The following is a 25701-nucleotide window of genomic DNA, read 5'->3' on the forward strand; positions in this document are numbered from 1 at the left end:
TGATTGTTTGGCTGTCATATGCCGCCGTTTTTACCGCCGGAAAAAGCTCACCCCGAGGGTGAGTCAGAAAACCCTGATCACAAGGCAACGCCAAGCGATGCCGCCGAGGTGTTGATTGTGGATACACCCGGAGGACGTTTTCGTGCGCAGTTCGCCCCAGAGTTGCCGGTGAGCCCCTTGGGGGCACTGGTGTTTTTCACGCAGTACTTGTGTGCGACAGGAGGCTTCGAGGCACTGGTTGCGGACACGCCGCTTTGTTACAGCAGCAACCGCGCACACCGCCCTCGCGACGTGATTGGAACCCTGCTTTTGGGGATGCTCTCCGGGCACTATCGCTACGCGCACCTCGCGGCCCTGCGCGGCGACGACATTGCCCCGAGCCTGCTCGGACTTAAGTCGATTGTCAGCGAGGATTGTGTGCGCCGGGCGCTGGCTCGCATCGGTGCCGAGCAGGGGCAGGACTGGTTGCGGCGTCACCTCGACCAAACCTGTCATGGGTTTTTGGATAACCAGTGGATCCTCGACATCGATGTCACCATCAAGCCCATCTATGGACGTCAGGAAGGTGCCAGCATCGGCTATAACCCGCAAAAGCCCGGACGCCCCAGCCACGCCTACCACACCTACTGGATCGCCACCTTGCGCCTGTGTCTGGACGTGGAGGTGCACCCCGGCGATCAATCCGCCGCCGGACATGGTTTTGCGGGGCTGTGGGCGCTCATCGACCGACTGCCAGCCGAGCGCCGGCCCCATCTTTTGCGCGGTGACTGCGCCTATGGCCAGGAGGCGCTGCTCAGTGAAGCTGAAGCGCGTAAACTCAACTATTTGTTCAAACTGCGCCGCACCGCCAAGGCCCGCGAGCTGGTGGCCGCGCTTGAACGCACCACCACCACCGCTTGGACCGACGCCGGACAAGGCTGGCAGGGCTGCGAAAGCTGCCTGCGCCTGCAAGGCTGGAACCGGGCCCGACGTGTGGTGGTCTTGCGCCGTCGCCTCAACGACCAACGCCACCCCCGGGCCCGCCGCCGCCTCGTGCGCGAGCAAGCCGACCACGCTTTGCTGCTGAACATCCCCGACGCGGCCGCCTGCGAGCCGATCATCTACGAACATCAGATCCTCGTTACGAGCCTGCCCTACGAGATCCTTACCCTTGCCACCCTGTATCGGGAACGTGGGGGCGCGGAAAACCCCTTCGACGAGCTCAAGAACCAGTGGAGCTGGTCGGGGTTTACCTCCCAGGAGCTAAACTCCTGTCAGCACGCCGCGCGTTTGGCCGCACTGGTTTACAACTGGTGGACGCTCTATCACCGCCTGCTTCAACCCGGTCAGCACCACGAGGCGGTGAGTACACGTCCCCGTCTGCTCTGCGGAGCGACCCGGCAGAGCGAACACTCCGGTCAACGCCGCCTGGACGTGCGCTTGAGCCATGCCGAGGCACCTCGCCTGAGTGAACTCATCACAAAGCTGGCCAGATGGTTACATGGTATCCTTCATAATGCGGAGCAATGGAGTGTCGCCCAGCGCTGGGGGCAAATCGTAGCGAGGATTTTACAGGAAAACTTCCCTGTACTCGGCCCTGAACCGCCTTTGGCCACCGCCCCAAGCTGATCGCGCTTCCGTTCAGCCTGCCGCAGCACTCTCCACCCTCATCTATCCGACGGGCAACGCCCGCCGGCCGCACTTTCTATTGCCGGATTTAGGTTTATCGGAAAAGGGCGCCGTCAGGCTCAGGGCTTTGCGGCCGAATTTGGAGTTGTCCATGGCGAAGATCGTGCGCTCGGAAGCGGCGATCATTTTGCGCTGGGTGGCGACCACCAGCGTGTTGTGGTTCCAGATGCCCGCTTCGGTGATGCCCGCGCCGCCGAGGATGGCGATGTCGGCATGGATCTGGTCAAGGGATTGTTCGCAGAGCGGCCCCACCAGCACGCCGAGGCGGCTGTGGACGCTGCCGCCGGTCACGATGGTTTCGAGCGAACCGATTTCACTGAAGAACCCCGCGATGGGCAGGGAGTTGGTGATGACTTGGAGGCGCTTCTCGGTGAGCAACCGGGCGACCGCGTAGATCGTGGTGCCGCCGTCCAAGATGACGGTCATGCCGGGCTGAACTTGGTCGGCAATGTGACGGGCGATGGAAAATTTTTCCTCCGACTGGCGCTGATCGCGCGAGATGAAATCGTACTCCTTGGCGACTTCATCGGTTTCCACCAAGGACGCCCCGCCGTGGTGGCGGCGCAACACCCCGCGCGACTCCAGCTCGTCGAGCGCGCGACGCACCGTGGACAAGGAGCTGCCAAACAACGTGGCCAGCGTGTGCAGGTCGGCGTAGGTGTGCTTGCGGATGTGTTTCTCGATCAGGTCGAGCCGCTGCTTGTTGGTCATGGTTTTGGTTTTTTAGGAACCGGTGCGCAAAGGTCGAGGCGCGTGTGCGGGCCTGTCGTGGATTTTTCGTTGCCCGCTGCGCCCCGCGCTGTGGAGAGTGGCGCGATGAACTCTTCCTTTTTAGCCCTGCTGGTGCGCTGGTCGGTGCTGGCGCTGGGTGTGACCATCGCCACCCGGGTTATCCCAGGGATCCACTATGACTCCTTGGGGACGCTGGTGGCCGTGGTGGCGCTGCTCAGTCTGTTTAACGCCGTTCTTAAACCCCTGCTGCTGCTCTTCAGCCTGCCCTTCATTGTGCTCACGCTCGGGATCGGCGTGTTGTTTATCAACGCCTTGCTGTTCCTTTTGGTTGGCGAATTGGTCAACGGCTTCTCGGTTGACACCTTCTGGCACGCCATGGGCGGCGCCTTGATCGTGAGTCTGACCAATATGATTGTGAGTCTGTTCATCGGTAAGCCGCGCACAGCCGCCGGCGGCGGCGTCCCCCGCCCGCCTTCCCGGCCCAAGATCAAACCGACCGACGTCATCGACATCTGAGTTTACTTTCTCTTTGACCGGCGCCCCCGCCGGCGCGACTTTGCCCCCTCCTTCAGCGGTAACTGTTCCTCATTCTTTTTTCATTATGGCAGACACAATTGAATACGATCTGATCGTCATCGGCGGCGGCCCAGCGGGTTACGCGGGCGCGATTCGCGCCGGTCAACTGGGCAAGAAGGTCGCCTGCATCGAGCTCGAACGCGCTGGCGGCACGTGCCTTAACTGGGGCTGCATTCCCACCAAGGCCCTGCTCAAGAGCGCCGACCTCTTCCAGAAGATCAAAAAGGCCGAGTCCTTTGGCATCACCGTCAAGGACGTGACCTTCGATTTCGCCAAGGTCATGGAGCGCTCGCGCGGCGTGGCCGGCCAGATGGCCAAGGGCATCGAGTTCCTCCTCAAGAAGAACAAGGTTGATTATTTCACCGGCAAGGCCCGCGTGATCGCCCCCGGCATGGTCGAGATCATCGAAGGCGAACAGAAGGGGAAGTTCTTCAAAACCAAGAATATCCTCATCGCCACCGGCTGCAAAATGCGCCGCATTCCCGAGCTCGCCGTCGATGGCGTGCGCGTGATGACTTCCCGCGAAGCCCTCGCCAACACCACGTTGCCCAAGTCCATCGTGATCGTGGGCGCCGGCGCGATCGGCGTGGAGTTCGCCTATTTCTACAATGCGTTCGGCACCAAGGTGACCTTGGTCGAAATGCTCAATCAGGTTCTCCCCGTCGAGGACGAGGAAGTCGCCAAGGTGTTACAAAAATCCCTCGAAAAACAGGGCATCACCATCCTCACCGGCACCAAGTGTGAGAACTTCCGCGTCGGCAAGGACTCCGTAAAAGTGGACTTCATCACCGGCGACAAAAAGCAGGAAGTCGAAGCCGAGGTGGTGTTGTCCGCCATCGGCGTGGTGGCCAACATCGAGGGCGTCATCGCCGACGCGGTGAAGATCGATCTCGACCGCAACTACGTTAAGGTTGACCACGAGTACCAGACCACCGTCAAGGGCATCTACGCCGCCGGCGACATCATCGGGCCGCCCTGGCTGGCCCACGTTGCCACCTTCGAGGCCGTCAGTTGCGTTAACGGCATGTTCGGCCACGGCAAAGCCAAGCGCGTGACCAAGTTCCCCGGCTGCACCTATTGCCAGCCCCAGGTTTCCAGCACCGGGCTCACCGAAAAAGCCGCCAAGGAAAAGAAACTCGACTACCGCGTGGGTAAATTCCCCTTCACCGCCTCCGGCAAGGCCGTCGCCTCCGCTGACAGCGAGGGCTTTGTGAAGGTGATCACCGACGCGAAGACCGGCGAAATCTACGGCGCGCACATCATCGGCAGCGAGGCCACCGAGTTGATCGCCGAGTACGGACTGGCGATCGAGTTGGAGGCGACCGTTGACGAGATCCATCAGACGATCCACGCGCATCCTACTCTGAGCGAAGCTGTGATGGAGGCTGCCGCGGCCTCGCTGGGTGAGGCGATTCATATCTGAGAATGAGCTGAATTGGCCGGGGACGGCCAACGCTACAACGACAAGCCCTACAACGGGATCGGAAAAGTGTGGAGTTGGCCGTCCCGGCCAGGGATTGGGGGCTGAGGCAAATTGGCCAGGGACGGCCAACTCTACAGCTTCCGATCCCTTGTAGCGTTGGCCGTCCCTGGCCAAATTTCGCGCTTTGTTTTGGCCTGTGCGCGCCCAAGCGCCGTGGGTCAAAAAACCTTCAGGCCGTACGAGCGGAAGCGCGTGCGGACCGCCTCGGTGGCTTCTGGCGTGGGCGGCGGGGTGTTGCCCAGCGTGTAGGTCACCCCGCACGCAGCCCACTTGGCCTCGCCCATTTTGTGAAAGGGCAGCACTTCACACGCTCCACCGCCGGCCCCAGGCTCGCCACAAATCCGGCGACCCCGTCGATGTTTGCCTCGTCATCGGTCAGCCCCGGCACGAGCACGAAGCGGATCCACAGCGGGCGTTTGCGCTCCGCCAGACGCCGCGCAAATGCGAGCGTGGGGGCGACTTCTACACCGGTTACCTTTTTGTACGTCGCCGGATCAAACGACTTGATGTCGAGCAGCCACAAATCGGTTAACTCGAGCCTGTCCCGAAAGCATAAAAACCTAGCAGTGAACTATTAGCATAAGTTTAATGATGCCTAAAGAGGGGTAATTCCCTGGTTTTGGTCAAAAAAAAGCCGCTATAATCGGCCATGAAGTCAAAACCCGTATCCGCCACCTCGGCCATTGCCCTGCAACGCTGGTTGCGTCCGGCGCTAACGCCAGTCGGTGCCAATAAAGATTACGCCGAGTTTCGCCAGCAATTGGAAGGACTCGACGCGTTGTTGCGTGGCAGCCACTTGGAGACGATGGCGATGGACTTTGCCAAGGCGGGGGCAGGCCAAGCCAGTGTCGCACAACTACGCCAGCGTATGGAGTTTGCGCTCAAAGCGTTACGCTTTGAAGTGTTGCGGGTGCATTTGGGCAACATATCCTTTCGCGAGCTTTCCCGTAGCATTGCCTCAAGTGATTTACTGGCGGATTTTTGCGGTGTTCGCACGCTTGAGGGAATCAAGGGGGCGTCCAAAAGTGTGCTGGAGCGGGCCTCGAAGTTTTTCACCGCCGAACAGGTGCGCTGGATGGGGCAAGTGTTGGTGGAGATGTGCGGCGAGAAGGATCGCGCCACTGAACTCGGGTTGAGCGCGCCGCTGGACATGGATGTTTGCCTCATCGACGGCACGTGCTTGGAGACCAACATCCACTTCCCGGTGGACTGGGTGCTGTTGCGTGATGTGTCCAAGACTTTGCTCAAGGCCATGATTTTAATCCGCCGCGCTGGACTGCTCCACCGTATGCCTGAAGAGCCGGAGTGCTTTGCCAAGCAGATGAACAAGTTGTGCATGTCAATGACCCACGCAGGCCGCCGCAACGACGCCAAGCGCGCGCGTAAACAGATCCTGCGCAAGATGAAGACGCTGTTACGCACGATCGGAGAACATGCCCGCCGCCACCGCGACCTGTTGGCGCAGAAGTATAGCCAAACCCATTACAGCCAACGCCAAACCAAGCGGATAACCACCCGCATCGACGCTATGCTCGGCCAACTGCCCGCCGTCATCAAGCAGGCCCACGAGCGCATCATCGGCGGACGCCCGGTGCCCAACGACCAAAAGATCCTCAGCGTGCATGAACTTGATGTGAACGTACTGGTTCGCGGCAAAGCAGGGAGCCAAGTCGAGTTTGGCAACTCGTTGCTGTTGAGCGAGGCGCTCTCCGGTTTAATCACCGACTGGCAACTCTACCAGGGCGCGGCTCCGGCAGAATGGTGCCAACTCGAGGAAAGCCTGGCGCGGCAGAACCGCTTTGACCTGAGTGCGCCGATTAGCGCGGTCGGCACCGACCGCGGCTTCGCCACCAAAAAAACTTCCGCAATGCTCAAGCAACAAGACGTTTACGATGCGGTATGCCCGCGTGATCCGCACGCGCTCAAGGAGCGTTTGAGCGAAAAACGCTTCGCCCAATTGCAGCGGCGCCGTTCGGCGACCGAAGCGCGCATTGCGATCCTCAAACAACGCCTCGGCGGACGCTTGCGCTGTAAAGGGTTTGCCAACCGCTACCGTTCGGTGGGTTGGAGTGTACTCGGTCACAACCTCTGGCTGGTGTCACGAATCCTTGCCGAGGAAATAACACTTCCGCTGGCCGCTTAATTCAATTTTCCGGCAAAAATGTGAATAACCCTGGGGCTCGCCCCGGCTTTGCCGTACCTTACTACCGCGCTTGGGGGCGGGAAAAATCGATTCGGGCCGCCGTTTAACGTCGCTGGGGTGATTCGTTGTGAGCGGCGGCGCGAACACCGTCTATTTCTGGCGGTTACAAAATCACCTGTCGTAAAAGCCGATGACCGGCCCCGCCAGGGGCCGATCATCAGGCCCGGTCAGCTTGCAGGTTCGTCGGCTAGGCGGTCTTTCATGCGGTAGGATTTGCCCTCGATGACGACGGTCTGGGCCCGGTGCAGTAGGCGGTCCAGGATCGCCGCGGTGATGCCAGCGTCGTTGTTAAAGATCCCTGCCCAGTGTTTGTAGGCCTTGTTGGTGGTGACGATCAGCGAGCCGCGTTCGTAGCGTTGGCTGACGATCTGGAAGAGCAGGTCGGCCCCCGACTTGTCGAGCGGCAGGTAGCCGACCTCATCGAGCACGAGCACCGCAGGGGTCATGTAACGCTTCAACTCGGCTTGCAACCGGTGCAGGGACTGGGCGGTGACCAAAGCGTTGATCGCGTCCACCGCCGTCGTAAACAGCACCGTGTAACCCGCCTGGCAGGCCGCGTAGCCCAACGCGCTCGCGAGGTGTGTTTTACCGAGCCCCACACCACCGCAAAACACCGCGTTGGTGCGCTCCTTGACAAAGCCCAGTTCGAAGAGGTGCCGCACCTGCGCTTCGTTCAACTCCTTGGGCCAGTCCCACTGGAACTGGTCGACGGTTTTCTTGACCGGGAAGCGCGCCGCCTGGATACGCCGCTCCAGCGCCCGGATCTGGCGGTCCTGGGTCTCGGCCTGCACCAGTCGGCGTAAAAATTCGGCGTGCGAACAGCGCGCCTTGGCCGCCTCGGCGGTCAGTTCGCCGTGGTGACGCAACAGGTAACCGAGTTTCAGATACTTGAGCTGGTCTTTTAATAAATCGGGTTTTTCGGGTTCTGTTTTCATTGGGTATAGGGGCTTAAATCCGGGGGACACAGTTCGAGTTCCAACGCGGCCAACGCGTCGGCGCGGGTGAGGTGGATCGGCCCGGCTTGCGGCAAGGCCCGCGCGCGTTGTTCGAGCAAGTTGAGGATGTAATCGCTGGAGTAGGCGCCGAGTTCATGGGCGCTTTCGATCGCCCGGCCGACTGCCTCCGTTCCATACAGGGCCACCAAACCCACGATAGTCGCCACGTGATGGCCCGCGTTGAGCCGGCGCTCCTCCAGCCCGCGTTGGTAGGCGGGCGCCGCCGGGCTCAGTTCCAAAAACCGTAGCCGCAGGCGCTGCCGCGCCCCCTGCCGTTTGCGCTCCTCGAGTTCGCGCACATGCTCGGGGTTTTCCACATCGGCGCGGCGGGCAAAACTGCGGGCGTGCTCGGCCACCAGGGTGCGTTCCGCAAAAAACCTCACCTGCGCCCCCTCGATCTGCGCGGTGAGTAGCGCCCCGGCAAACTTCGTGGGCACCGAGTAGCGGTTCGTTTCGATACTCACCCGGCACCGCCGCGACGCCCGCACGCTTAAGGTGCGCACCGCCGGACTGGCCACCGGGTTAAGCGGCAGGAGCGCAGCGCGCTCCTCGGGCAGCCGGTCCACCGGCCGGCCCTGGGTTTCAGCGTGCACGCGCACGTTGGCCACCGTTTCCAGCCACAAGCTGGCGGCCGGCCCCAGCTCGGTAAACCCGTTCATCTGCCGCCCGCCAAGGAAGCTTTTTTCACGTAACCCACCGCGTTTTCCACCATGCCCTTGGACTGCGGATGCCCCGGCCCGCACGCTTTTATCGTAAACCCGTAGTGCCGGGCAAAGTCCAGGTACTGGGCGTTGTACACCGGGTCGGTCCCGGGCACATGCGAGAGGACGGCCGTCTTGCAGTTGTCCACCATCACCTCGCGCGGCACCCCGCCGAGTTTTTCAAAGGCGCGCCGGTGACAGCCCAGCCACCACTCCTGGCCCTGCCCGAGGGTAAATTCCACATGCAGGAACCGGCTGTACCCCAAAACCATGACGAAAAAACTTAAAGCCCGCCGGGTGCCGTCCACCTCCACCGCGCCAAAACTGCCCCAGTCCACCTGCGCGGTCTGGCCGGGGGCAAACTTGAGGGTAAGAAACGCCTCCAGGTTCCTCGGCCGCACCCGCCGCACGTAGTCTTTCAAAATTGAATACCCGCCCGTGTACCCCCGCTCGCGCACCTTTTGCCAGAGCTGCATGGCGGTGAACGGATGGGCCTCCAGCCAGCGCGCGATCGCCGGCTTGTGCACGTCGAGCTTGCTTGGCCTAGGCACCTGCGCGGCCTGGCTGCGCACGTACTTTTCCTGCGCCTGCCAGCGCCTCACCGTCTGCACGTGCAACTGGAGCGAGCGGGCGATTTGCGGCGCACTGTGACCGGCCGCCTCCGCCTGTTTTATCCGGCAATACAGTTCGTAATCGATCACGCGCCCACCTCCCGGCTCGGCGGCGGCGTTGCCGCCAGCGTGTGCGTTGGCCTGCCCCGGTCCAAGGAGAGCACCTGGTAAAGTGGCGCGGCGTAGGCGATCACCCCGGCCTCGATTAACTGCCGACGCGCCTCGACCAGGCCGTCCTCGCTGAGCGTGAGCAGCCGGGCCAGGGTGCGCGTGGCGTAGTAACTCAGCCCGTCGGCGTCACCCACGGTTACCAGGACCAGATAAAGTCCCCAGGCGGGGGCACTGGCCCGCCCCAGGTAATTGCCCCGCACCAGCCGGTGGTCCAGCCAGCTAAACTGGGCCGGCGTGCGCCGGAGTTGTTCGCGATCGATCGGTTGTTTTTGCATAATCGGGCGGCTGGACGTCGATGCCCAGGATCACCCGCCCCCGGGATTGCAGGTGTCGCAGCATGGGTTCGAGGTCCTCTTGTAACGTCACTCCGGCGAACTGCGCGATAAGCCCCACGAGCACAGGGTTTTGCGACTCCCATCTGTCTTGTAACGGCACGCAGGGATTCGGTAACGCCACCTCGGCGACCGGCTCGGCTTTAGGCTGGCGCACAACGGATTGCGTAGTTGGGATGTCTTGTAACGCCACCCGCCGTCGCGGCCCCCTCCGCCGTGAGTACCCCGGATTGGCCTTCCGCCACTCCTGCACCCGTTGGACATTTTCTGGGCCTTTCCAGTGGTCGAGGTTCTCCGGCTTCGCCAACCATTTGGCCTGACTGGCCGCCCGGCTCGCCCGTCGGCATCCCGGCTTCCCGCAGTAGCGCTGACGCTCGCGGTTATGCGCGTCGGGCAGAAAGAAATCGACACAGTGCAAACACTTGCGTGAACCGGTTGGATGCATCGCTGTGCATCCGCCAAGCGTCCCGCCGGTTCAATCTCCACCCATTCGCACCCCTCATATCCCCAGCCGGACAGGGAAGAAAACCCACCCACGGAAGAAGAGTATTACTCTTTTTAAGGGGAAGAAGATCCACCGAAGAAGAAGTGCATTCCTAACCGCCAGAAATAGACGCTTTCCCGCTCGCCGCTCACAGATTCGTGCCACCTCGTTCGCCCGCAATCCCAATGGACCTCTGCGCACTTTTTAAAAATCCGGAAATTTGGGACAGGCTCTAACTACCAACATAAAGCACACTAAACGAAGGCTTTCGGTTGTTTGCCCAAGGGCGGTTCGAATCCCCCCCCCCCCCCCCCCCCCCCCCCCCCCCCCCCCCTCTCCGCCAGTTAACTCGCTCCATACAAGCGACTTAATGAAACGGGCTGACTGGGTTGTCCAATTGACATGGCAACCTAAACATGTCCCCGACACCCTTCGTCGTTTCCCGCTTCGTAAATCCTAACGGAATTACCTCTTGGCGAGTCGATGGCCGCATCAACGGCCTGCGCATCCGCAAGAACTTCAAAACCCGCGGCGAGGCCGGTGCCGAAAAAGACGCTCTAAATATTAAGGCGGCTCAGTCCGATACCGGCATCCGTGCCACCTCCGCCCGCCTGTCCGACGAACAGCTCCACGAAGCCGAGGCCGCGTTCCGTCGTTTGGCCGACGCGCCCAAGTCGCTTGAGTTCTATTTAGCCTGAATTTCGAAGTTCAAACCAACCACAGATTACACAGATTGCACAGATACAATCCCTTAGGGGGTAAACGGACTCAGCTTGATCCCCTTTTTTTCATCCTGTCTTCAAATTCAGTAACACTCTGTTATCTGTGCTCATCTGTGAATTCCGTGGTTAAAACTTCGGCGTTCGGGTGTGCGACCATGAAACTAACAACCATAACAGTGAAAGTCTGTTCGGCCGAATTTAACGATTCGCGGTCGAAGGGCCCGGTCACGGATGCAGGCCGCGAGGCCTCGCCGGAAAGCACGACCGTGTGCCCGAACCAGTCAGCCGCAACGAAGGTGAACCCCATCCAATGAGCTCCGTTACCGAAACAACCGACGAGTCCAGCCGCTACCTGAACGGTGAAGCCTGCAAGGATCGGAAAAGGCAGTCTCGCAAAGACGTAGGACCTAAATCGTTGATTTCCGATCAACACGTCGGCGGAGTCAGCGGGGGCGGCGGGGTGGGAAAGGTCGTTAGGTTAAGTGGTGAGACCTGCGGCGGTGGGGCGTCTTGCGATGCCTCAACCACCGGCACAAGCGCGGCAAAACCTCGTAAGGCCGGACGGGCCGTGGCAGGAGTCGGAGACCTCCATAGTAGTGATGATCTAGCGGACATTAAAACCGCCGGGGAGCGAAGGGAGGGCACTTGTTCCCACGCATCACAGAGCGGCAAAGGACCCGACGATGGCTGGGGTGATGAACTCTGGATAAAAACGTCACCGAAGGTTCGGAAGCTGCAACGTGTGCTATATCGGAAAGCAAAAGCGGAGCCGCATTGGCGGTTCTATAGTTTGTATGGAGAGCTGTATCGGCAGGACATTCTGTCGGATGCGCTCGATCAGGTGATCGCCAATGACGGCGTGCCGGGAGTGGACGGGTTCGAGGTGGAAACGCTCGTAAAGAACGAAGCCTATCGGGCGGCATGGCTGCTTGCGCTGGCGGAGGAAATGCGAACGAAAACCTACCGACCCAGTCCGGTCCTGCGCGTCTATATATGGAAGGATCAGGCCAGGACCAAACGTCGTGCGCTGGGCATCCCCACGGTAAAAGACCGTGTGGTGCAAAGTGCGGCGGCGATCGTGTTGCAACCCATCTGGGAGGCGGACTTCCATGACCACTCCTACGCCTACCGGCCGAAACGCCGGACCCATCAGGCGATGGACAAAGTTAAAGAGGCCCTGCTGAGCGGAAAGGTGGAGGTGGTGGACGCGGATTTATCGAGCTACTTCGATATGATCCCGCACCGCGAACTCCTGCAATTGGTGGCCAAACGGGTGAGCGATGGGAGCGTGTTGCGTTTAATAAAAACGTGGCTGCGCGCACCCATCGTGGAAGAGGACCGGGACACGGGGTGCCGCAAGGTGAGCGCGAACCGGTGTGGCACGCCACAAGGCGGAGTTATATCGCCTCTGCTGGCGAACCTCTACCTCAACGACCTCGATCATGCGGTGAATGAGAAGTGCGAACAAAAGCCGACGATGGTGCGTTACGCCGACGACCTCCTGATCCTGTGCAAACCGGGTCAAGGGGCGGGGCTGCAAACGCGACTGAAACGGTGGCTGGAGGCACGTAAGTTAAAGCTCAACGAAGAGAAAACCCGACTGGTGGATACACGAAAGGAAGGCTTTGAGTTCCTCGGTTTTTCCGTCGCATGGCGGCAAGGCATGAAGAGCAAACGAAGGTATCCGCACGTGGAACCCAGTGCGAAAAGTCTGGCCAAGTTACGCGACAAAGTGCGGATGGAGCTAGATGTGCGAACGCGCAACCAACCGGCGGTGGCGGTGGTCCGCAAGGTCAACCAAATCACTCGCGGTTGGGCGACGGCGTTTCATTACGGCAACAGCACGCACGTGTTTAGTAACCAGCAGGCTTTTGTGCGCAACCGGTTGCGGCGGTGGCTGTGGCGAAAGTATAGCCGCACCCACGGACTCTTCGAGTTCTTCACCGACGACCGTTTGCATGGTCAATACAAACTATGGCACTGGCCGCTTACGGCGGCTTGGAAGCAATGAACTCCGCTGAAACCAAACCGAAAGAATGGGGACTCGGTAAGCCGTGTGCGGGAAAACCGCTTGCACGGTTTGACGAGGGGGAGGGTCGCGCTGACGGGTTACCGACGCGCGGCTCTCTCTACTCTACTTAGAGTACGCTCTGGCCAACTACCGCGCCCCCGAGCGTGAAATCACCGTGGATGACGCCGTCGCCGTCTACCTTGACACCAAGAAAAAAGAGCACGCCACCGGAGAATGGGACGAAGGTGATTTAAGGGACGGATGGGACGGATGCCTCGCGGGCGAGGCGGCGTTCCCAATACCAGGCGAAGAAGACGGGGACGGAGAAGAGGGACGCGATGTCGAAGATCATGCCGCCGATCACGGGCAACATCATCGGGGCCATCAGTTCGGCACCGCGTCCGGTGGCCCATAACACGGGGACAAGGGAGAGCATCGTGGTCATATTCGTCATGATCGCTGGGCGGCGGCGGCGTAGGCCGGCTTCGAAAATGCGCGCGTGGACGTCGGCGAGGTCGCGGGGGGCGGTGCGGAATTTTTCCTGGAGGTAGGTGCCGAGGAGGATGCCGTCGTTGAACATCACGCCGAGCAGGACGAGGAAACCCACCGTTACGGCGGTGGTGAGCTGCGCGCCCCAGAGCCAGACGAGGACGAAGCCGCCGGCGGTAGTGACCGTGGCATTGCAGAAAATGATGATGGAGGTGATCAGCCACGAGCGTGTGCCGACAAAGATGAGCATGACCATGACGGCGAAGGACGCGGCGATGACCCAGCCGAGGGTGCGGTCGGCTTTTAACTTTTGCTCGTAGCGGCCGACCCAGCGGTAGGTCGCACCAGAAGGCAGGGGGAGTTCGCCGGAGGCGATGGCCGCGCGGAGACGGGCGTCAGCGGAGGTAACGATGTCGGTCTCTGACGCGCCGGGGGCGGCGTTGAACATCACGTATTGGGTGCGTTTGCCGCCTTCGCTGCGGATGGCCATGGGGCCGATGACGTAGGTGAGGCCGGCCTCGCTCGGACGCTGCGCGACGACGTGGGGCGTGAGGGTGGCGGGGAGGTTTTCGCCGGCGGGAATGGTGAGCTCCGCGCGCTCGGCGCGCGGAATGACCAATGACGAATGACCAATGTCCAATGACGGGTCGTTCACGCTCCTCGCTACGAGATTGTCGATAGGGACGAGGTTGCGCTGGTGGGTGAGCGAGAGGGTGGCGAGGAGGGCGGAGGTGGAAGGGACTTCGAGAGTGAAGGTGGTGGGTTTGGCGAGGAGGCTCGAGAGCGGGACGGCGCCGTGTTCGCCGGTCATGCCGACTTGGAGTCCGAGCAATTCGTCGGGGTCGTCGCGGCGTTCGCGGAGGTAGCGGATGCGGACGGGGTAGCGGAGTGCGCCTTCGACGGAGAAGGTGACGGGCATGCCGCCGAAGGCGGATTCGACGCCTTCGAGCACCATTTCCTGGGTGAAGCCGAAGCGGGCGAGTTTGGCGGGGTCGAGGCGAATCTCGGCGTAGGTTTTGCCTCCTTCGCGCTGCATCTGGGCGTCGGCGGCGCCGGGGGTGGCCTGGATGATTTTTTCGGCTTTTTCGGCGAAGCGTTCGAGCGCGGCGGCGTCGTCGCCGAGGAGTTGCAGGGCCATGAGGCTGCGGATACCGGTGGAGAGCATGACGACGCGGGTCTCGATGGGCTGGAGCCAGCTGGGGGCGACGCCGGGCAGGTCGGTGGCGGCGGCGAGGCTGGCGCGGACTTCGGCGAGGGTACGCGGGCGGCGTTCAGTGGTGCCGTCGGGGAGGAGGATGTCTTCGATGGGCCAGTCTTTGTAGGGTTTTAGGACGACGACGGTCTCGATCATGCCGATGGGGGCTGGGTCGAGGGCGGTCTCGGCGCGGCCGAGTTTGCCCATGACCCCGGCGACTTCGGGGACTTCCTCGATGGCGCGGTTTTGAATGGCCATGACGCGCTGGGTTTCGCCGAGTCCGGCGGTGGCGGGCACGGACGGCATGAAGAGCAGGCTGCCTTCGTCGAGGGGCGGGAGGAAACTAGAGCCGACGCCGGGGAACCAGCGGGTGAGGAGGGCGTCGGCGTGGGTGGAGCGCAGGTCGCCGCCGGCGGCGGAGATGGCGGCCCGGAGGGGCGTGCTGACGCGGGGCCAACCGAGGCCGAGGAGGTAGCCGCCGCCGGCGAGGAGGACGAGGGTGGAGGCGAAGAGGACCTTGTGGTGCAAGATATGGGTGTAGGCCCAGTCGTAGGAGACGTGGATGGCGCGGCTGGTGGGGTTTTGCTCGTAGTCCACGAGTTTCTCACGGCCGAGGCGCCAGACGGCAGAGCCGACGAGTGCGGCGAGAGCGGGGGCGAAGAGCCATCCGGGGACATGGAGCGACCAGCGGTCGTGGTCGAAGGGGAGGATATAACCCGTGTTTATATACCAGCCAAAGGTGAGGCCGGCGGCGAGGCCGGCGAGGAGGAGAAGCGGGGTCTTGCGCACCTGCCAGGGCGGGAGGAGGAGGCGGCAGAGGGCGGGGACGAGGAAGACGCCGACGAGGACGGCGCCGCTGATGGCGAGGGTTTTGGTGAGGGCGAGCGGGATGAAGAGGCGGCCTGCCTGGTCGGTGAGGGCGAAGAGGGGGAGAAAGCCGATGACGGTGGTGGCGGCGGAGGTTACGAGGGGGCGGGCGACCTCGCGGGAGGCGGTGACGACGGTTTCGGTGATTTCCTCGTTCCAGGGCGAGGTGGGCATGGGTCGGTTTTCGCGCCGGCACTTCGCCTGGAGATAGACGAGGTGTTGGGTGATGTTTTCCGTCATGATGATGCCGAAATCGACCATCACGCCGATAGCGATGGCGATGCCGGCGAGGCTCATGAGGTTCGCACTCACGCCGAGGAAGTGCATGACGAGGAACGCGAAGAGCATGCCGAGCGGCAGGCTGACGGCGGTGGCGATGCTGGCGCGGAGGTGTAACAGGAAAAGCACGACGACGAGCATCGTGGTGACGATGGCCTCGCGGAGGTTGTCGGTGACGGTGGCGTTGGTCTCGTCGATGAGCTGGGAGCGGTCGTAGAAGGCGACGGGTTCGAGTTTCTCGGCGGCGAGGGTGGGGGCGAGGTCGGCGAGGCGTTGTTTGATGCCGGCGATGACGCGTTTGGGGTCTTCGTGGACGCGGAGGGCGACGATGGCGCCGACCTGTTCCTGGTGTCCGTCGGCGAGCAGGCCCTGGCGGAATTGTCCGCCGAGCTGAACCTGGGCGATCTCGCCGAGGCGGATGCCGGAGCCGGTCATGCGGTCGCCGCGGATGACGATGTTTTCCACGTCCTTGACGGAGCGGATGAAGCCGGCGCCGCGGATCATGGTCTCGATGCCGCTTTGTTCGACGCTCATGGCGCCGACGTCGCGGCCGGCGGCGCGTACGGCGGTCATGAGCTGGTCGAGGGTGATGGATTGTTCCTCGAGGCGGGTGGGGTCCACGTCGATCTGGTATTCGCGGACGACGCCGCCGGCGGGGGCGACCTCGGCGACCCCGGGGACGGCGCGGAGGGCGGGGACGACGACCTGGTCGAGGACGTAGCGTTTGGACTCGGTGTCGCGCGGGCCTTGGAGGGTGAAGGCGTAAACCTGGCCCATGGCGGTGGCGTCGGGGCCGAGTTTGGCGGTGACGCCGGCGGGGAGGATGCCCTGGATTTGGGAAAGGCGTTCGAGGGTGCGGGTGCGGTTTTCGTAGAGGTCGCGGCGGTCCTCGAAGATGACGTAAACGTAGGCGGTGCCGTAGAGGGAGAGGCCACGCACGGTCTGCACACCGGGGAGGCCCTGGAGTTCGCGGGCGAGGCGCGAGGTGATTTGTTGATCGACGTCGGCGGGGGATTGGCCGGGCCACTCGGCCCAGACGATGACCTGGTTATCGGAGAGGTCGGGAATGGCGTCCACCGGCACGCGGCTCCAGGCCCAGAGGCCGGCGAGGGCGAGGGCCAGCGCGGCGGAGAGGGTGACGAAGAGGTTGCGGATGGCGAAGGCCAGCATGGCTGGAATGACCAATGCCCAATGTCCAATGACCAATGGGCGGAGGTGGTCGGTCGTGGGTTAGTGTTGGTGGGCGGGGGTGGGGGCGGTGGCGCCGTTCGGGAAGAGGAGGCTGGGGGTGCCGGCAAGCTGGGCTTGGCTGTCGATCAGGAAGGCACCTTGGGTGGCTACCTCGTCGCCGGCGGCGAGGCCGGTGCGAACGACGTAGAGGTCTTTGCCGTTTTCGTCTTCGAGGCGGGGGCCGAGGGCGAGCGGGGCGAGGGCGAAACGGGCGTGGCCCTTGGCGTCGCGGGAGGTGATTTTCCAGGCGACGTGGCGAACGCCGGTGGAGAGTACCGCGGTTTTGGGAATGAGGACGAATTGGCCCCAGGTGGAGCGATCGGTGGGGGCGGCGGGCTTGAGGTCTTTGCCAAGAGCGACTTGAAAACGGGCGCTGACGAGACTGCCGGGGGAGAGAAAGGTGCGGGCTCCAGTGAGGTGGATGCGGACCTCGCGGGCGCGGTTGGAGGGGTTGATCTCGGCGGCGACTCGAGTGACGGTGGCTTTGACTTGAGGGAGCGGGCCGGCGTCGTCGCTTTCGATTAACACGGACTGACCGGTGGCTATCCAGTTGGCGCGGTGTTCGGGGACGTGGACGACGAGGACTAGCTTGTCGGGATCGACGAGACGAAGCAGTGGGGCGTCGGCCATGATTTCGCGGCCGACGGCGAGGGCTTCATTGATCATGTCGGTATCCTGCTGGAGGACTTGGCCGGAGAAGGGTGATGTAATGATGACGGTATCGCGAACGGGTTGGCCGGCGACGATGGCATCGGCGACCTCGGCGAGGTGCCAACGGGCGAAACGTTCGCGCAGGCTGGCGATGAGGGCGGGTTCGTTGAGTTTTAAGGCGGCTTGAAGTTCGCCTTGGGCGGCGATGAGTTCAGGGCTGTAGAGTTCGACAACGGGAGCCCCGGCTTCGACCTCCTCGCAGCAACCGTAGGTGGCTTCGAAGCGTTTGACGATGCGGCCGGCGACGCGGGGGATGACGAGTTGGGTGAAGCGGTGGTCGTATTCGGCGGCGCCGTACGCGTGGACGGTTGCGGTGGCGGGGCCGAGGGTGGCAATGAAGGTTTCGAGGCCCATGCGTCGGGTTTGTTCACGAGTGAGCTCGCTGGCGACGACTTGGGTCATGGCCATGCCGCAGACGGGGCAGGCGCCGGGTTTGGTGCCGATGAAGTCCATCATGGGGCAGGCCCAGCGTTCGCCGGCGACGGGAGCGGAGGCGGCGTCGGCGTGTTGGTGACCGGCGGCGTCATGGAAGAGCGTGGAGGATGGCAGCAGGGCGACGGTGGCGGCACCGGCGGCGAGGCCGGCGAGGGTGACGACCCAGGGAGGGAGGGAGAGCATGGGGAAAATGACCAATGACCAATGACCAATGTCCAATGACCAATGACCAATGAGACGGAGGCGTGGAGGCGTTTAGTTTTTGACGACTTCGTTGCGGAGGGCGGAGGGGCCGTAGCGGTCGGGGTCTTTGGCGAATTTGGCCGGGCAGGCGGCGCAGCCGAAGCCGACGAGTTTGCCCTGGTAGGTGGCGGGCTTGAGGTCGGGGTCCACATCCATGCTGCAGATGGCGCAGATGGTGTTTACGACGGCTGCAGGGGCGGTGGCAGTGTGGCCGGCGTGGGGATCGACGACGGGTTTGGGCGCGGGAGGCGGAGTGCCGATCTGGAGCTTGGTGTCCCCGGGGGCCGGGGCCGCGTAGGGGTCGTGCAGGGCGGTGCGGGTGGCGAAGGCTAGGGCGGCTCCGACGAGGAACGTGGCGAGGAAAAGGATGACGGATTTCATGATTTAGAAAAGGGAGGCGGGGGCGTAGCGCCAGAGTTCGGCGCGGGCGGAGCGGGCGGCGTAGTCGGCCTCGACGACCTGGAGATCGGCGTCGGTCTGGCGTTCTAGGATTTCGAGGACCATAAGGACGGAGGTTTCGCCGCCAGCCATGGCGGGGGTGCCGGCGGAGCGGATGAGGGAATCGTATTCGGCGTCGAGGCGGGAGGATGTTTCGGCGGCGAGTTTGCGGGAGGTTGCTGCGAGGCGTTCTGCGCGCTCGGAGCGGGAGAGGGCGGAGCGGGCGCGGTGGCGGGCGGAGTCGGAGTCGGCGCGGGCGGCGGTCTCTTCAGCGCGGGCGGCGCGTTGTTCTGCGTGGGCGTAGGCGCGGGAGCGGAAGGGCAGCTCGGTCATAAAGATGACGCCAATGGTATCGGTGTTGCCCAAGCTTTCTTGCTCGCGCTCGAAGCGGAGGCCGACGGACGTCATGGGGCGGGCAGAGGCCCGGGCCATGCGGACCATGGCGCGGGCTTCGTCGGTCTTGGCGGAGGCGAGGCGGAGGGCGGGAACACTTTCCGGATCGATCTCGGCGGAGGCGGGCGCGGAAAAGGCGGGAAGCGGGGCGTCTGGGGGGAGGCCGAGGCGGCCGCGGGCGTCGGAGAGGGCATCGTCGGCCATGCGGTTTTCCTTCGCGATCATGAGGCGCATCGACGCGATGCGGGTTTGAAGGGCGAGACGGTCGGCGACGCGGCCGGAGCCGGAGGCGAGACGGGCGTCGAGGGCGGAGAGGATTTTTTCGGTTCGGGCGATCTGTCGTTCGAGTAGGTCGGAGCGGGCGCGGGCGGCGTCGGCGTCGGCGATGGCCATGGCGGTGTCGGCGGCCATCTCGCCGGCCATGACGGCATAGTCGGCCTCGGCCATGGAGAGGACGGCGGAGGCGCGGTCCCGGTCGGCGGAGCGTTCACCGGCTTTGGGGAGAGGTTGCGAAAAGGTGAGCGCCCACATGGGAAATTTTTCGCCGCCCATGGGTTGGCGGACCTGCGAATACATGCCCTCGAGGGTGGGGTCGGGGAAGCGACCGGCGGCGCCCGTGCGGGCCTCGGCCGCCTGGGCGCGGGCGCGGGCGGCTTGAAGGGTGGGCGCGCGGGTGACGGCGTCGAGAAGAGCGGTGGACGGCGGCGGGGGAGCTGTAACCGGCACGGCCTCTTCGCCACGCACGGCGGCAAACGAGAGCAACAGACTCGCGAGTGCGAGGAGGCGGTGGGGGCGCATGGCGAAGGGGCCGGTGGGGGGGCGGATTTGATTAATGGGCGTGGGCGCTGTGGGCGTCGGCCTTTGGAGCGGCGGGCGTGGGGGCGGGGGCCGTGGCGGAGGAGTCGAGTTTGGCGAGGTATTTGGCGGGATCTTTGAGGAATTTCTTCAGGCAGCTTTTGCAGCAGAGACGCACCTCGCGGTCGGGTTTGCCGGCCTCCTTGTGGATATGGATGAAGGATTCGCCCATCGAGCCGAGGGCTTCGCCGGAAACCACGCAGGTGGAGAGCGGGTAGGCGGTGGCCTGGGTGGCGGTCGATGTGGAAGGTTCGGAAAGGGGGGAGGCGCAGCAGGTCGAGGCGGCCTGAGCGGAAAGTGCGCCGAAGCATACGAGTGCGGTGGCGACGAGGGAGGAGCGGAGGAGGATTGATTTTTGCATGGCAGGAGAAAGCTTCACCTTGTTTTACGCCGTTGGCGCGTAAATCCCTCGGATTTCGAGGGTTTATTTTTGAGGCCGAACGCGTGATGGGGTTGGGCGAGACTTGGAATCGGCAGTTAGATGTAGGGCACGCCGTCTTTCAGATTGGGACCGAGCAGGCCGTGCCAGTGCACGGAGGATTCTTCTTTCGCGAGGCGGTTGTTGACCTGGATGCGGGCGACCTCGCCTTCGCGAAAGCGCAAGGTGTGATGCTTGCTTACTGGTTAAATTCTTCGTGCGAGGCCTTTCCAGAGGGTGCTCCTCACCGACTGGCTCCACGGCAAGCGTTTCCGTAAGAACATCGCCCGCTCGCTCCGAAACCCCTCGCCGCGCCTCAGGCCCTGGAAATGTAGCAGTTCAAAACCCCGCTGCTCCCAAAATTCGGGTTATGCCCCATGCGCTTTTCGCTGCTTTCGGGTTATTGTGGCATCCTAGCGTTTCCCGCTGGTTTGAGCCGCCCACCCCGCTGAGTTAAAAATCGACGCGCGCTCCGACGGGTGGGGGCATGTTGTTGCTCGTGGGTTTGTTCAGCCTCTCAGTAATCAACTCAATCAAGCCCGTCATGACTGCATCCGACGCCGCTGTTGTTTTGTTCATCTTCTCCGTCGCCACCGTGAGTGCCGATAAACAGGGCGTGAATTCTGCGGCTGTGCAGCACACGGTTTTGGCGGTGCATTCGGGCAATCAGCGCGTGGACGCCGTCTTGGTGGCGTTGGCCGGGGTTAGTCTCAGTCTGGGCACGCCCGTCAAAACTCAGATTGAACGATTGGCCGCTGCGATGGATCAAATCGAATCGCTGGCCGCTGAAGTCCGTGAGCGTTCCAGTGTGATGCAATCGCAGGGGGATGGTTATTTTTTTCGGTGGGAGCAGGAGTTGGCTCAACTGCATGACGAGTCCAGCAGAGCCCGGGGTTTTAAGCGTAAGCAGGTGGTTCAGGCTCAATTCCTGAAATTGCGGGCAGGCTACATGCGGGTTAACTCCGGTTTAACCCAGTTCCTGGCCGACCTTCGGGTTGTTCGCGCCTTGTTAGACCATGACCTTACCCCGTCAGCGGTTTTGGAGATCAAAAGCGTAAGCGAAAAAGTGACGGTAAGTGCCCCTTCATTGCACGAATCCTTGGCGAAACTGGATGAGGATTTTAAGTCGCTCGGCAAAGAGCTCACGTTTGTCGGCCAACCGAGAAGTCAGTAGCGGACGCCGGGAGGAAGGTCGGATAATCTCTCTTCGCGATCCGTTCAGGCGGGGCGGAATTCAGTCGGTTCGCTGGAGGCGCGGGGCTTTGGCTTAAAATCCCTGCGCTCACGCGCAAGGCCACCCGGAGCGTTTGCGCGCGTTCCTGGCGGCTACAGGGACGAACTCACCAAATCGGATTCGCTGCTGTCTTCGGCGGGCTGAGGGAACTTGCGGAGGAAATCGACGTAGTTAATCAGCTCAAAGCGGCCGTCGTGGTGCTCGACGACGGCGGTCAGCGACTCAACCCAGTCGCCGCTGTTGAGGTAGTGAATCTCGCCGAGCATCTTGTCGGCAGCCGTGTGGATGTGGCCGCACATGACTCCGGTGCAGCCGCGCGCCTTGGCGAGCTCGGCAATGTGTTCCTCAAAATTCGATACGTGGTTCACCGCGGATTTTACCCGGGCTTTGATCGCTTTGCTCAGCGACCAATATTCGAGCCCGCGCCAGGCACGCCAGGCGTTGTAGGCGCGGTTGATTTTCAACAGCGCGCGGTAACCCCAGTCGCCTAGGTGCGCGAGCCAGACGAAGTTTTTGGTGATGGTATCAAACACGTCGCCGTGCAGCACGAGGTAGCGCCCGCGCAGACCTTCGTGAATGTACTCCTCGACGATGTTCAGGTTTTCAAAATCAAGCGGCAGAAACTGCGAAAGGATGTCGTCGTGGTTGCCGCGCAGGTAAATGACCTGAGTGTCCTTCTTCTCGATTTTCTTCAGCACGATGCGTATAAACCGAGTGTGGCTTTTAGCCCAACTGCCGCCGCGCTGCAGCTGCCAGCCGTCGATGATATCTCCGTTGAGAATCAGCTTTTCGCAGCTCACGTGCCGCAGGAAGTGATTCACCTCGGAGGCTTTACTTTCAACGGTACCGAGGTGGACGTCGGAGAGGATAACGGTACGAACACTGAGTTTTTTCATGACGGTTGCGGGGCGAAGGCGGCGGACGGATTTTGCGTGAGCAACGCGATGGCGCGTGAGTTGGTGGGGACGACGATGCGAAGGCTTTGCGGGTGCACGCAAACCTCGATGAGGGCTGCGGCTTCGTGCGTTTCGCCATCGGTGTGGACGATGCCAGGGGCGGGGCGCTCGATGATGAAGCGAGACCCGCGTAGCCGGAGGATCGACGGACTTTGGTCGATGTTGCCGAGGAAGAGCCGCGAGCCGAGGACTGCGGCAGAGAGGTGGTTAACCGGACGAATGGCTATGAGGTCGAGCTGGCCGTCGTCCACGCGGGCACCGGGAGCAATGAAGGCGCGGTTGCCGTATTGGTCGGAGTTGGCGATGGCGATGAGCAGGATGTCGAGGGTTTCGCTGCGCTCGCCGACGGTTATCTTGCAGCGCTCGCTGCGGCGCTGGTTAAACGCCGCGAAGGCCGTGCTGGCGTAGGCGGGAAGGCCGCGCGTGGTGAGGTGATTGAAACGCTGGCTCACATCGGCATCGAGGCCCAGCCCCATGGCGTTAAAGAATGGGCGTCCGTTGACCGAGCCGGTATCGATGGCGGCGATGCGTCCGCTACTGGCAGTGACGAGTTCCAGAGCGGCAAGCGGGGCGAGGGGAATACCGAGGTGGAGCGCCAGGCCGTTGCCCGATCCGCAGGGCACCAGCGCGAGCGCCGCTGGGGTGTGAATCAGCGCTTGGGCAACCTCGTTGAGGGTGCCATCACCGCCGATGGCGACGACGAGCTGGCAACCGGACTGCACTCCGGCGCGCGCCAGTTCCACGGCGTGGCCCGGGCCGTCGGTGACGTGGAGCTCGGCGTCGAGGCTGCGTTCGCGGATGAAATCGCGAAGCATCGGCACTAAGCGGACGGTGCGTGAGTTGCGCCCGGAAACGGGATTGAGAATGAAGCGGATCTTCATTTAAGGGCGGGACCGGTCGGGCGCATCGTCAAAGGGCCGGTTTGGGCTGGGCGGCCGGCGGGTGCGGTGGTGACGCGGGTGTTGGCGGCGTCGATGAGGTGTTGCGCGATGACCTTGGCGGCGTCGTTGCGGACAATGGGGGCGAGGGCGTTGCGCCACTGCTGCCAAACGGCTCCGTGGTTGGCGAAGGCGGTGCGCAGGGACTGCATGACCGCAGTTGGGGTGGTGGCGAGGGCTCCGGCCCCGGTGCGCCGCAACAACTCATAGTTGCCCTCCTCTTGGCCGGGCACGATCTGGTTTACGATCATGGGACAACGCGCCGCGATGGCCTCCTGCGTGGTGGCGCCACCGGCTTTGCTGATCACCACATGGTGCGTCATGAGCAACTCGGGGATTTTGTCGGTCCAGCCCAAGCAGTGCACGGGCAGGGCTCGGCCCTTGGCGAGGTTTTCCAGTTCGCAGCGCAGGGCTTCGTTGCGGCCCACTGCGATCGTAATTTCCCAGGCGGTTTCCGCGATCAGCAGGCGCGCGGTTTCCGCAGCGTTGTTGGTGCCGGAATTGATGATGTAGAGAACACGCGGGGCCGCGCCGGGTACGCTGAGATCGGGTGGGGCGAGGCGAGAGGCGTTGGCGCCAAAGAAGGACGGTACGGGGAAACCGGTGACGTGCAGGCGCTCGATTGCAACGCCACCTATGCGCATCACGTCGGCCGAGTCGGTGTTGGGGACAAACCAGCCGTCGGCACCGGCGCGCCACCACAGGGAATTAATGCTGATGGAATCGGTGACGATGTTGAAGTGGGGCGGGAGGGTGTGGCCTTCGGCGCTGAGGCGTTCGATGATGAAGGCATAAACCGGATACGTGCTGCAAATCACCGCTGGTTTTTCCTCGGCGATGATCTGGGCGAACAGGCGGCGTTCCTTACCGAGCAACCAGAGGCAGCGCGGCACGATATTGGAGCGGTCGATCCACGCGTAGAGGCTGCTCCAGAGGCGCGGGGCACCGTTGATCGTGGCCAGGTAGGCGCGGCGGCTGATCTGGTTAAAACGGGGGTGAGTTAACGCAAACAGGTCGACGACTTTCGCCGTGCCAGGGCCGTGGTTTTCTTCGCAAGCGGCGGCGAGTGCGCGGGCGGCGGCGTTGTGGCCTTCGCCATAACCAGCAGTAAAAATAAGGATGCGCGTGGGCATTTAAAGTGAGGCGAGTTGGTGTTGGCGGGCAGCGGTATCGCTGTTTTCGCCAACAATAGAGGCCAAGTCTTGTTCGAAGCGAACAATGACCTTCGACCAGGATTGGGGTTCGACGGTGGTGCGGGCGGCGCGGCGAAGTTTTTCCCGCAGTGCGCAGTCGGTAGCCAAGCGCACGCCGGCTTGGATCAGAGCTTCGGGCTGGTCACAGGGGACACTCAGGCCGTTTTCGCCGTCGCGGATAAACTTAAAGGCGGCCGCGTAGTTAAAGCCGGCAACCGCCAGGCTGCTGGCCATCGCTTCGGTGAGCACGTTGCCAAACGTCTCGGAGAGGCTCGCGTGGATGTAGATGTCGGCGGAGGCGTAATAGCGGCCGATCTCCTCGCGTGAGAAAAATCCGGTGAAAATGCACTCCGGGTGTTCGCGCATGAGTCGTTCTTTGAGCGGGCCCTCGCCGGCGAGTACGAAGCGGCATTTAGGATTTGCGGCGCGCATCGCATCAAAGGTGCGAAACACCAGGTCGTAGTTTTTCTCGGCGGCCATGCGTCCCACGTGCAGGACAACGGGCGTGTCCGCTGCGGCGTTCCAGCTGGCGCGCAGATCGTCCGAGCGGCGCGAGGGGCTGAATTGGCGGGTATCGACGCCGCGCGACAGGACGGCCAAATCGCGGAAGCCGACGGCGGCGAGTTCCTCGCACAGTTCAGGCGTGGGCACGAAGGTGCGGCGCGTGCGGTTGTGCACGTGGCGCAACCAGGAAAGCGTGATCTGGTGAAAGGCCCCGTAGCCGTAGGAGCTCGTGTACTTGTGGAAATTGGTGTGGAAGCTGGAGCTCACGGGCACGCCGAGGGCGCGAGCGGCGGTGACGGCGGTGGCCCCCAGCGGTCCCTCAGTCACAACATGAACGAGGTCGGGTGGTTCGGCGCGCCAGAGGCGCTTTAGTGTGCGGCCGGCAGGCAGTCCGAGTCGCAGCAGCGGATAACCGGGAATGGGCATCCCGGGTAAGTTAACCACACGGTATGCCGGGGTTGCGTCTGCTGTGGGGGGATCATCCCGCCGAGGCCGGTAAACGGTAACATCATGCCCTCGTTCCGCGAGTTCTCGGGCGATGACGCCGAAGGTCATGGCCACTCCGTTTACTTCTGGCGGGAACGTTTCAGTGACGATGGCAAGTTTCACGTTGGTGGGGGGAGAACGTAACGGA

At 62.7% G+C, this 25701-nt stretch carries 21 protein-coding genes and 1 pseudogene; 7 read left to right on the plus strand and 15 right to left on the minus strand.

The annotated features are described in order from the left end of the window. Positions 1 to 18: 18 nt before the first annotated feature. Positions 19 to 1608, plus strand: a complete 1590-nt coding sequence (locus H2170_00340) for a transposase (GenBank protein ID MCS6298539.1) — start codon at positions 19 to 21, stop codon at positions 1606 to 1608. Between the two features lie 42 nt (positions 1609 to 1650). On the opposite strand, the gene H2170_00345 is transcribed toward H2170_00340, so the two are convergent. After that, entirely contained in the window at positions 1651 to 2379 is a 729-nt protein-coding gene (locus H2170_00345) for a DeoR/GlpR transcriptional regulator (GenBank protein MCS6298540.1), read from the minus strand. 105 nt (positions 2380 to 2484) lie between these two features. Between H2170_00345 and H2170_00350 the strand changes: the two genes are divergently transcribed. Beyond that, positions 2485 to 2916 (plus strand): phage holin family protein, encoded by a 432-nt coding sequence (locus H2170_00350; GenBank protein MCS6298541.1) that lies wholly within the window; start codon positions 2485 to 2487, stop codon positions 2914 to 2916. A gap of 85 nt (positions 2917 to 3001) precedes the next feature. After that, positions 3002 to 4399: a dihydrolipoyl dehydrogenase gene (gene lpdA, locus H2170_00355; GenBank protein ID MCS6298542.1), complete on the plus strand. Its 1398-nt coding sequence runs from the start codon at positions 3002 to 3004 to the stop codon at positions 4397 to 4399. Positions 4400 to 4617: 218 nt separating this feature from the next. Here the strand turns inward: lpdA and H2170_00360 are convergent, their stop codons facing one another. Beyond that, positions 4618 to 4761 (minus strand): hypothetical protein, encoded by a 144-nt coding sequence (locus tag H2170_00360; protein MCS6298543.1) that lies wholly within the window; start codon positions 4759 to 4761, stop codon positions 4618 to 4620. A gap of 347 nt (positions 4762 to 5108) precedes the next feature. On the opposite strand from H2170_00360, the gene H2170_00365 reads away from it, so the two are divergent. Continuing rightward, positions 5109 to 6602 carry a hypothetical protein gene (locus H2170_00365; protein MCS6298544.1) on the plus strand — a complete coding sequence of 498 codons (1494 nt, stop codon included), beginning with the start codon at positions 5109 to 5111 and terminating at the stop codon, positions 6600 to 6602. A 227-nt stretch (positions 6603 to 6829) separates the two neighbouring features. Here the strand turns inward: H2170_00365 and H2170_00370 are convergent, their stop codons facing one another. The 3 genes and pseudogenes from H2170_00370 to H2170_00380 form a co-directional block, all read right to left on the minus strand. Continuing rightward, complete coding sequence (locus H2170_00370; GenBank protein MCS6298545.1) at positions 6830 to 7597, minus strand: ATP-binding protein; 768 nt, start codon at positions 7595 to 7597, stop codon at positions 6830 to 6832. After that, positions 7594 to 9059, minus strand: a pseudogene (locus tag H2170_00375) (IS21 family transposase). The gene H2170_00370 and the pseudogene H2170_00375 overlap by 4 nt, the downstream one beginning before the upstream one ends. Then, complete coding sequence (locus H2170_00380; GenBank protein ID MCS6298546.1) at positions 9056 to 9415, minus strand: hypothetical protein; 360 nt, start codon at positions 9413 to 9415, stop codon at positions 9056 to 9058. Before H2170_00380 ends, H2170_00375 begins: the two are co-directional and overlap by 4 nt. Positions 9416 to 10372: 957 nt before the next feature. Between H2170_00380 and H2170_00385 the strand changes: the two genes are divergently transcribed. Both H2170_00385 and ltrA read left to right on the plus strand, forming a co-directional pair. Then, complete coding sequence (locus H2170_00385; protein ID MCS6298547.1) at positions 10373 to 10654, plus strand: hypothetical protein; 282 nt, start codon at positions 10373 to 10375, stop codon at positions 10652 to 10654. Positions 10655 to 10988: 334 nt separating this feature from the next. Continuing rightward, positions 10989 to 12689, plus strand: a complete 1701-nt coding sequence (gene ltrA / locus H2170_00390; GenBank protein ID MCS6298548.1) for a group II intron reverse transcriptase/maturase — start codon at positions 10989 to 10991, stop codon at positions 12687 to 12689. Positions 12690 to 12939: 250 nt separating this feature from the next. Here ltrA and H2170_00395 read toward each other — a convergent pair whose 3' ends face one another. The 6 genes from H2170_00395 to H2170_00420 all read right to left on the minus strand — a co-directional run bounded on the left by H2170_00395 (position 12940) and on the right by H2170_00420 (position 20427). Beyond that, on the minus strand, positions 12940 to 16725 hold the full coding sequence (locus H2170_00395) for an efflux RND transporter permease subunit (GenBank protein ID MCS6298549.1): 3786 nt from the start codon (positions 16723 to 16725) through the stop codon (positions 12940 to 12942). Positions 16726 to 16749: 24 nt separating this feature from the next. Continuing rightward, positions 16750 to 18078 (minus strand): efflux RND transporter periplasmic adaptor subunit, encoded by a 1329-nt coding sequence (locus H2170_00400; protein MCS6298550.1) that lies wholly within the window; start codon positions 18076 to 18078, stop codon positions 16750 to 16752. 72 nt (positions 18079 to 18150) lie between these two features. After that, positions 18151 to 18519, minus strand: coding sequence for a hypothetical protein (locus tag H2170_00405; protein MCS6298551.1), 369 nt, complete (start codon positions 18517 to 18519; stop codon positions 18151 to 18153). Between the two features lie 3 nt (positions 18520 to 18522). After that, on the minus strand, positions 18523 to 19767 hold the full coding sequence (locus tag H2170_00410) for a TolC family protein (GenBank protein ID MCS6298552.1): 1245 nt from the start codon (positions 19765 to 19767) through the stop codon (positions 18523 to 18525). A 31-nt stretch (positions 19768 to 19798) separates the two neighbouring features. Beyond that, positions 19799 to 20185 carry a hypothetical protein gene (locus tag H2170_00415; protein ID MCS6298553.1) on the minus strand — a complete coding sequence of 129 codons (387 nt, stop codon included), beginning with the start codon at positions 20183 to 20185 and terminating at the stop codon, positions 19799 to 19801. 116 nt (positions 20186 to 20301) lie between these two features. Beyond that, positions 20302 to 20427: a multicopper oxidase domain-containing protein gene (locus H2170_00420; protein ID MCS6298554.1), complete on the minus strand. Its 126-nt coding sequence runs from the start codon at positions 20425 to 20427 to the stop codon at positions 20302 to 20304. Positions 20428 to 20729: 302 nt separating this feature from the next. Here H2170_00420 and H2170_00425 point away from each other — a divergent pair, with 302 nt between their 5' ends. Continuing rightward, positions 20730 to 21416, plus strand: coding sequence for a DUF2959 family protein (locus H2170_00425; GenBank protein ID MCS6298555.1), 687 nt, complete (start codon positions 20730 to 20732; stop codon positions 21414 to 21416). Positions 21417 to 21568: 152 nt separating this feature from the next. On the opposite strand, the gene H2170_00430 is transcribed toward H2170_00425, so the two are convergent. From H2170_00430 to H2170_00445, 4 genes are read right to left on the minus strand one after another with little or no spacing between them, the layout of a single operon-like run. After that, positions 21569 to 22372 carry a UDP-2,3-diacylglucosamine diphosphatase gene (locus H2170_00430; protein ID MCS6298556.1) on the minus strand — a complete coding sequence of 268 codons (804 nt, stop codon included), beginning with the start codon at positions 22370 to 22372 and terminating at the stop codon, positions 21569 to 21571. Beyond that, positions 22369 to 23313 carry a diacylglycerol kinase family lipid kinase gene (locus H2170_00435; GenBank protein MCS6298557.1) on the minus strand — a complete coding sequence of 315 codons (945 nt, stop codon included), beginning with the start codon at positions 23311 to 23313 and terminating at the stop codon, positions 22369 to 22371. The genes H2170_00430 and H2170_00435 overlap by 4 nt, the downstream gene beginning before the upstream one ends. Beyond that, positions 23310 to 24503, minus strand: a complete 1194-nt coding sequence (locus H2170_00440; protein MCS6298558.1) for a galactosyldiacylglycerol synthase — start codon at positions 24501 to 24503, stop codon at positions 23310 to 23312. The genes H2170_00435 and H2170_00440 overlap by 4 nt, the downstream gene beginning before the upstream one ends. After that, positions 24504 to 25676, minus strand: a complete 1173-nt coding sequence (locus H2170_00445) for a glycosyltransferase family 1 protein (GenBank protein ID MCS6298559.1) — start codon at positions 25674 to 25676, stop codon at positions 24504 to 24506. Positions 25677 to 25701: the final 25 nt, after the last annotated feature.

This window comes from Opitutus sp. (assembly GCA_024998815.1).
Classification (GTDB): Bacteria; Verrucomicrobiota; Verrucomicrobiia; order Opitutales; family Opitutaceae; genus Rariglobus.

What these genes read in the sequence shown, in the direction of transcription:
- H2170_00340 (MCS6298539.1), top strand. Translation starts at nt 19, where the DNA reads ATGCCGCCGTTTTTACCGCCGGAAAAAGCTCACCCCGAGGGTGAGTCA.
- H2170_00345 (MCS6298540.1), bottom strand. Translation starts at nt 2,379, where the DNA reads ATGACCAACAAGCAGCGGCTCGACCTGATCGAGAAACACATCCGCAAG.
- H2170_00350 (MCS6298541.1), top strand. Translation starts at nt 2,485, where the DNA reads ATGAACTCTTCCTTTTTAGCCCTGCTGGTGCGCTGGTCGGTGCTGGCG.
- lpdA (MCS6298542.1), top strand. Translation starts at nt 3,002, where the DNA reads ATGGCAGACACAATTGAATACGATCTGATCGTCATCGGCGGCGGCCCA.
- H2170_00365 (MCS6298544.1), top strand. Translation starts at nt 5,109, where the DNA reads ATGAAGTCAAAACCCGTATCCGCCACCTCGGCCATTGCCCTGCAACGC.
- H2170_00370 (MCS6298545.1), bottom strand. Translation starts at nt 7,597, where the DNA reads ATGAAAACAGAACCCGAAAAACCCGATTTATTAAAAGACCAGCTCAAG.
- H2170_00380 (MCS6298546.1), bottom strand. Translation starts at nt 9,415, where the DNA reads ATGCAAAAACAACCGATCGATCGCGAACAACTCCGGCGCACGCCGGCC.
- H2170_00385 (MCS6298547.1), top strand. Translation starts at nt 10,373, where the DNA reads ATGTCCCCGACACCCTTCGTCGTTTCCCGCTTCGTAAATCCTAACGGA.
- ltrA (MCS6298548.1), top strand. Translation starts at nt 10,989, where the DNA reads ATGAGCTCCGTTACCGAAACAACCGACGAGTCCAGCCGCTACCTGAAC.
- H2170_00400 (MCS6298550.1), bottom strand. Translation starts at nt 18,078, where the DNA reads ATGCTCTCCCTCCCTCCCTGGGTCGTCACCCTCGCCGGCCTCGCCGCC.
- H2170_00405 (MCS6298551.1), bottom strand. Translation starts at nt 18,519, where the DNA reads ATGAAATCCGTCATCCTTTTCCTCGCCACGTTCCTCGTCGGAGCCGCC.
- H2170_00410 (MCS6298552.1), bottom strand. Translation starts at nt 19,767, where the DNA reads ATGCGCCCCCACCGCCTCCTCGCACTCGCGAGTCTGTTGCTCTCGTTT.
- H2170_00415 (MCS6298553.1), bottom strand. Translation starts at nt 20,185, where the DNA reads ATGCAAAAATCAATCCTCCTCCGCTCCTCCCTCGTCGCCACCGCACTC.
- H2170_00425 (MCS6298555.1), top strand. Translation starts at nt 20,730, where the DNA reads ATGTTGTTGCTCGTGGGTTTGTTCAGCCTCTCAGTAATCAACTCAATC.
- H2170_00430 (MCS6298556.1), bottom strand. Translation starts at nt 22,372, where the DNA reads ATGAAAAAACTCAGTGTTCGTACCGTTATCCTCTCCGACGTCCACCTC.
- H2170_00435 (MCS6298557.1), bottom strand. Translation starts at nt 23,313, where the DNA reads ATGAAGATCCGCTTCATTCTCAATCCCGTTTCCGGGCGCAACTCACGC.
- H2170_00440 (MCS6298558.1), bottom strand. Translation starts at nt 24,503, where the DNA reads ATGCCCACGCGCATCCTTATTTTTACTGCTGGTTATGGCGAAGGCCAC.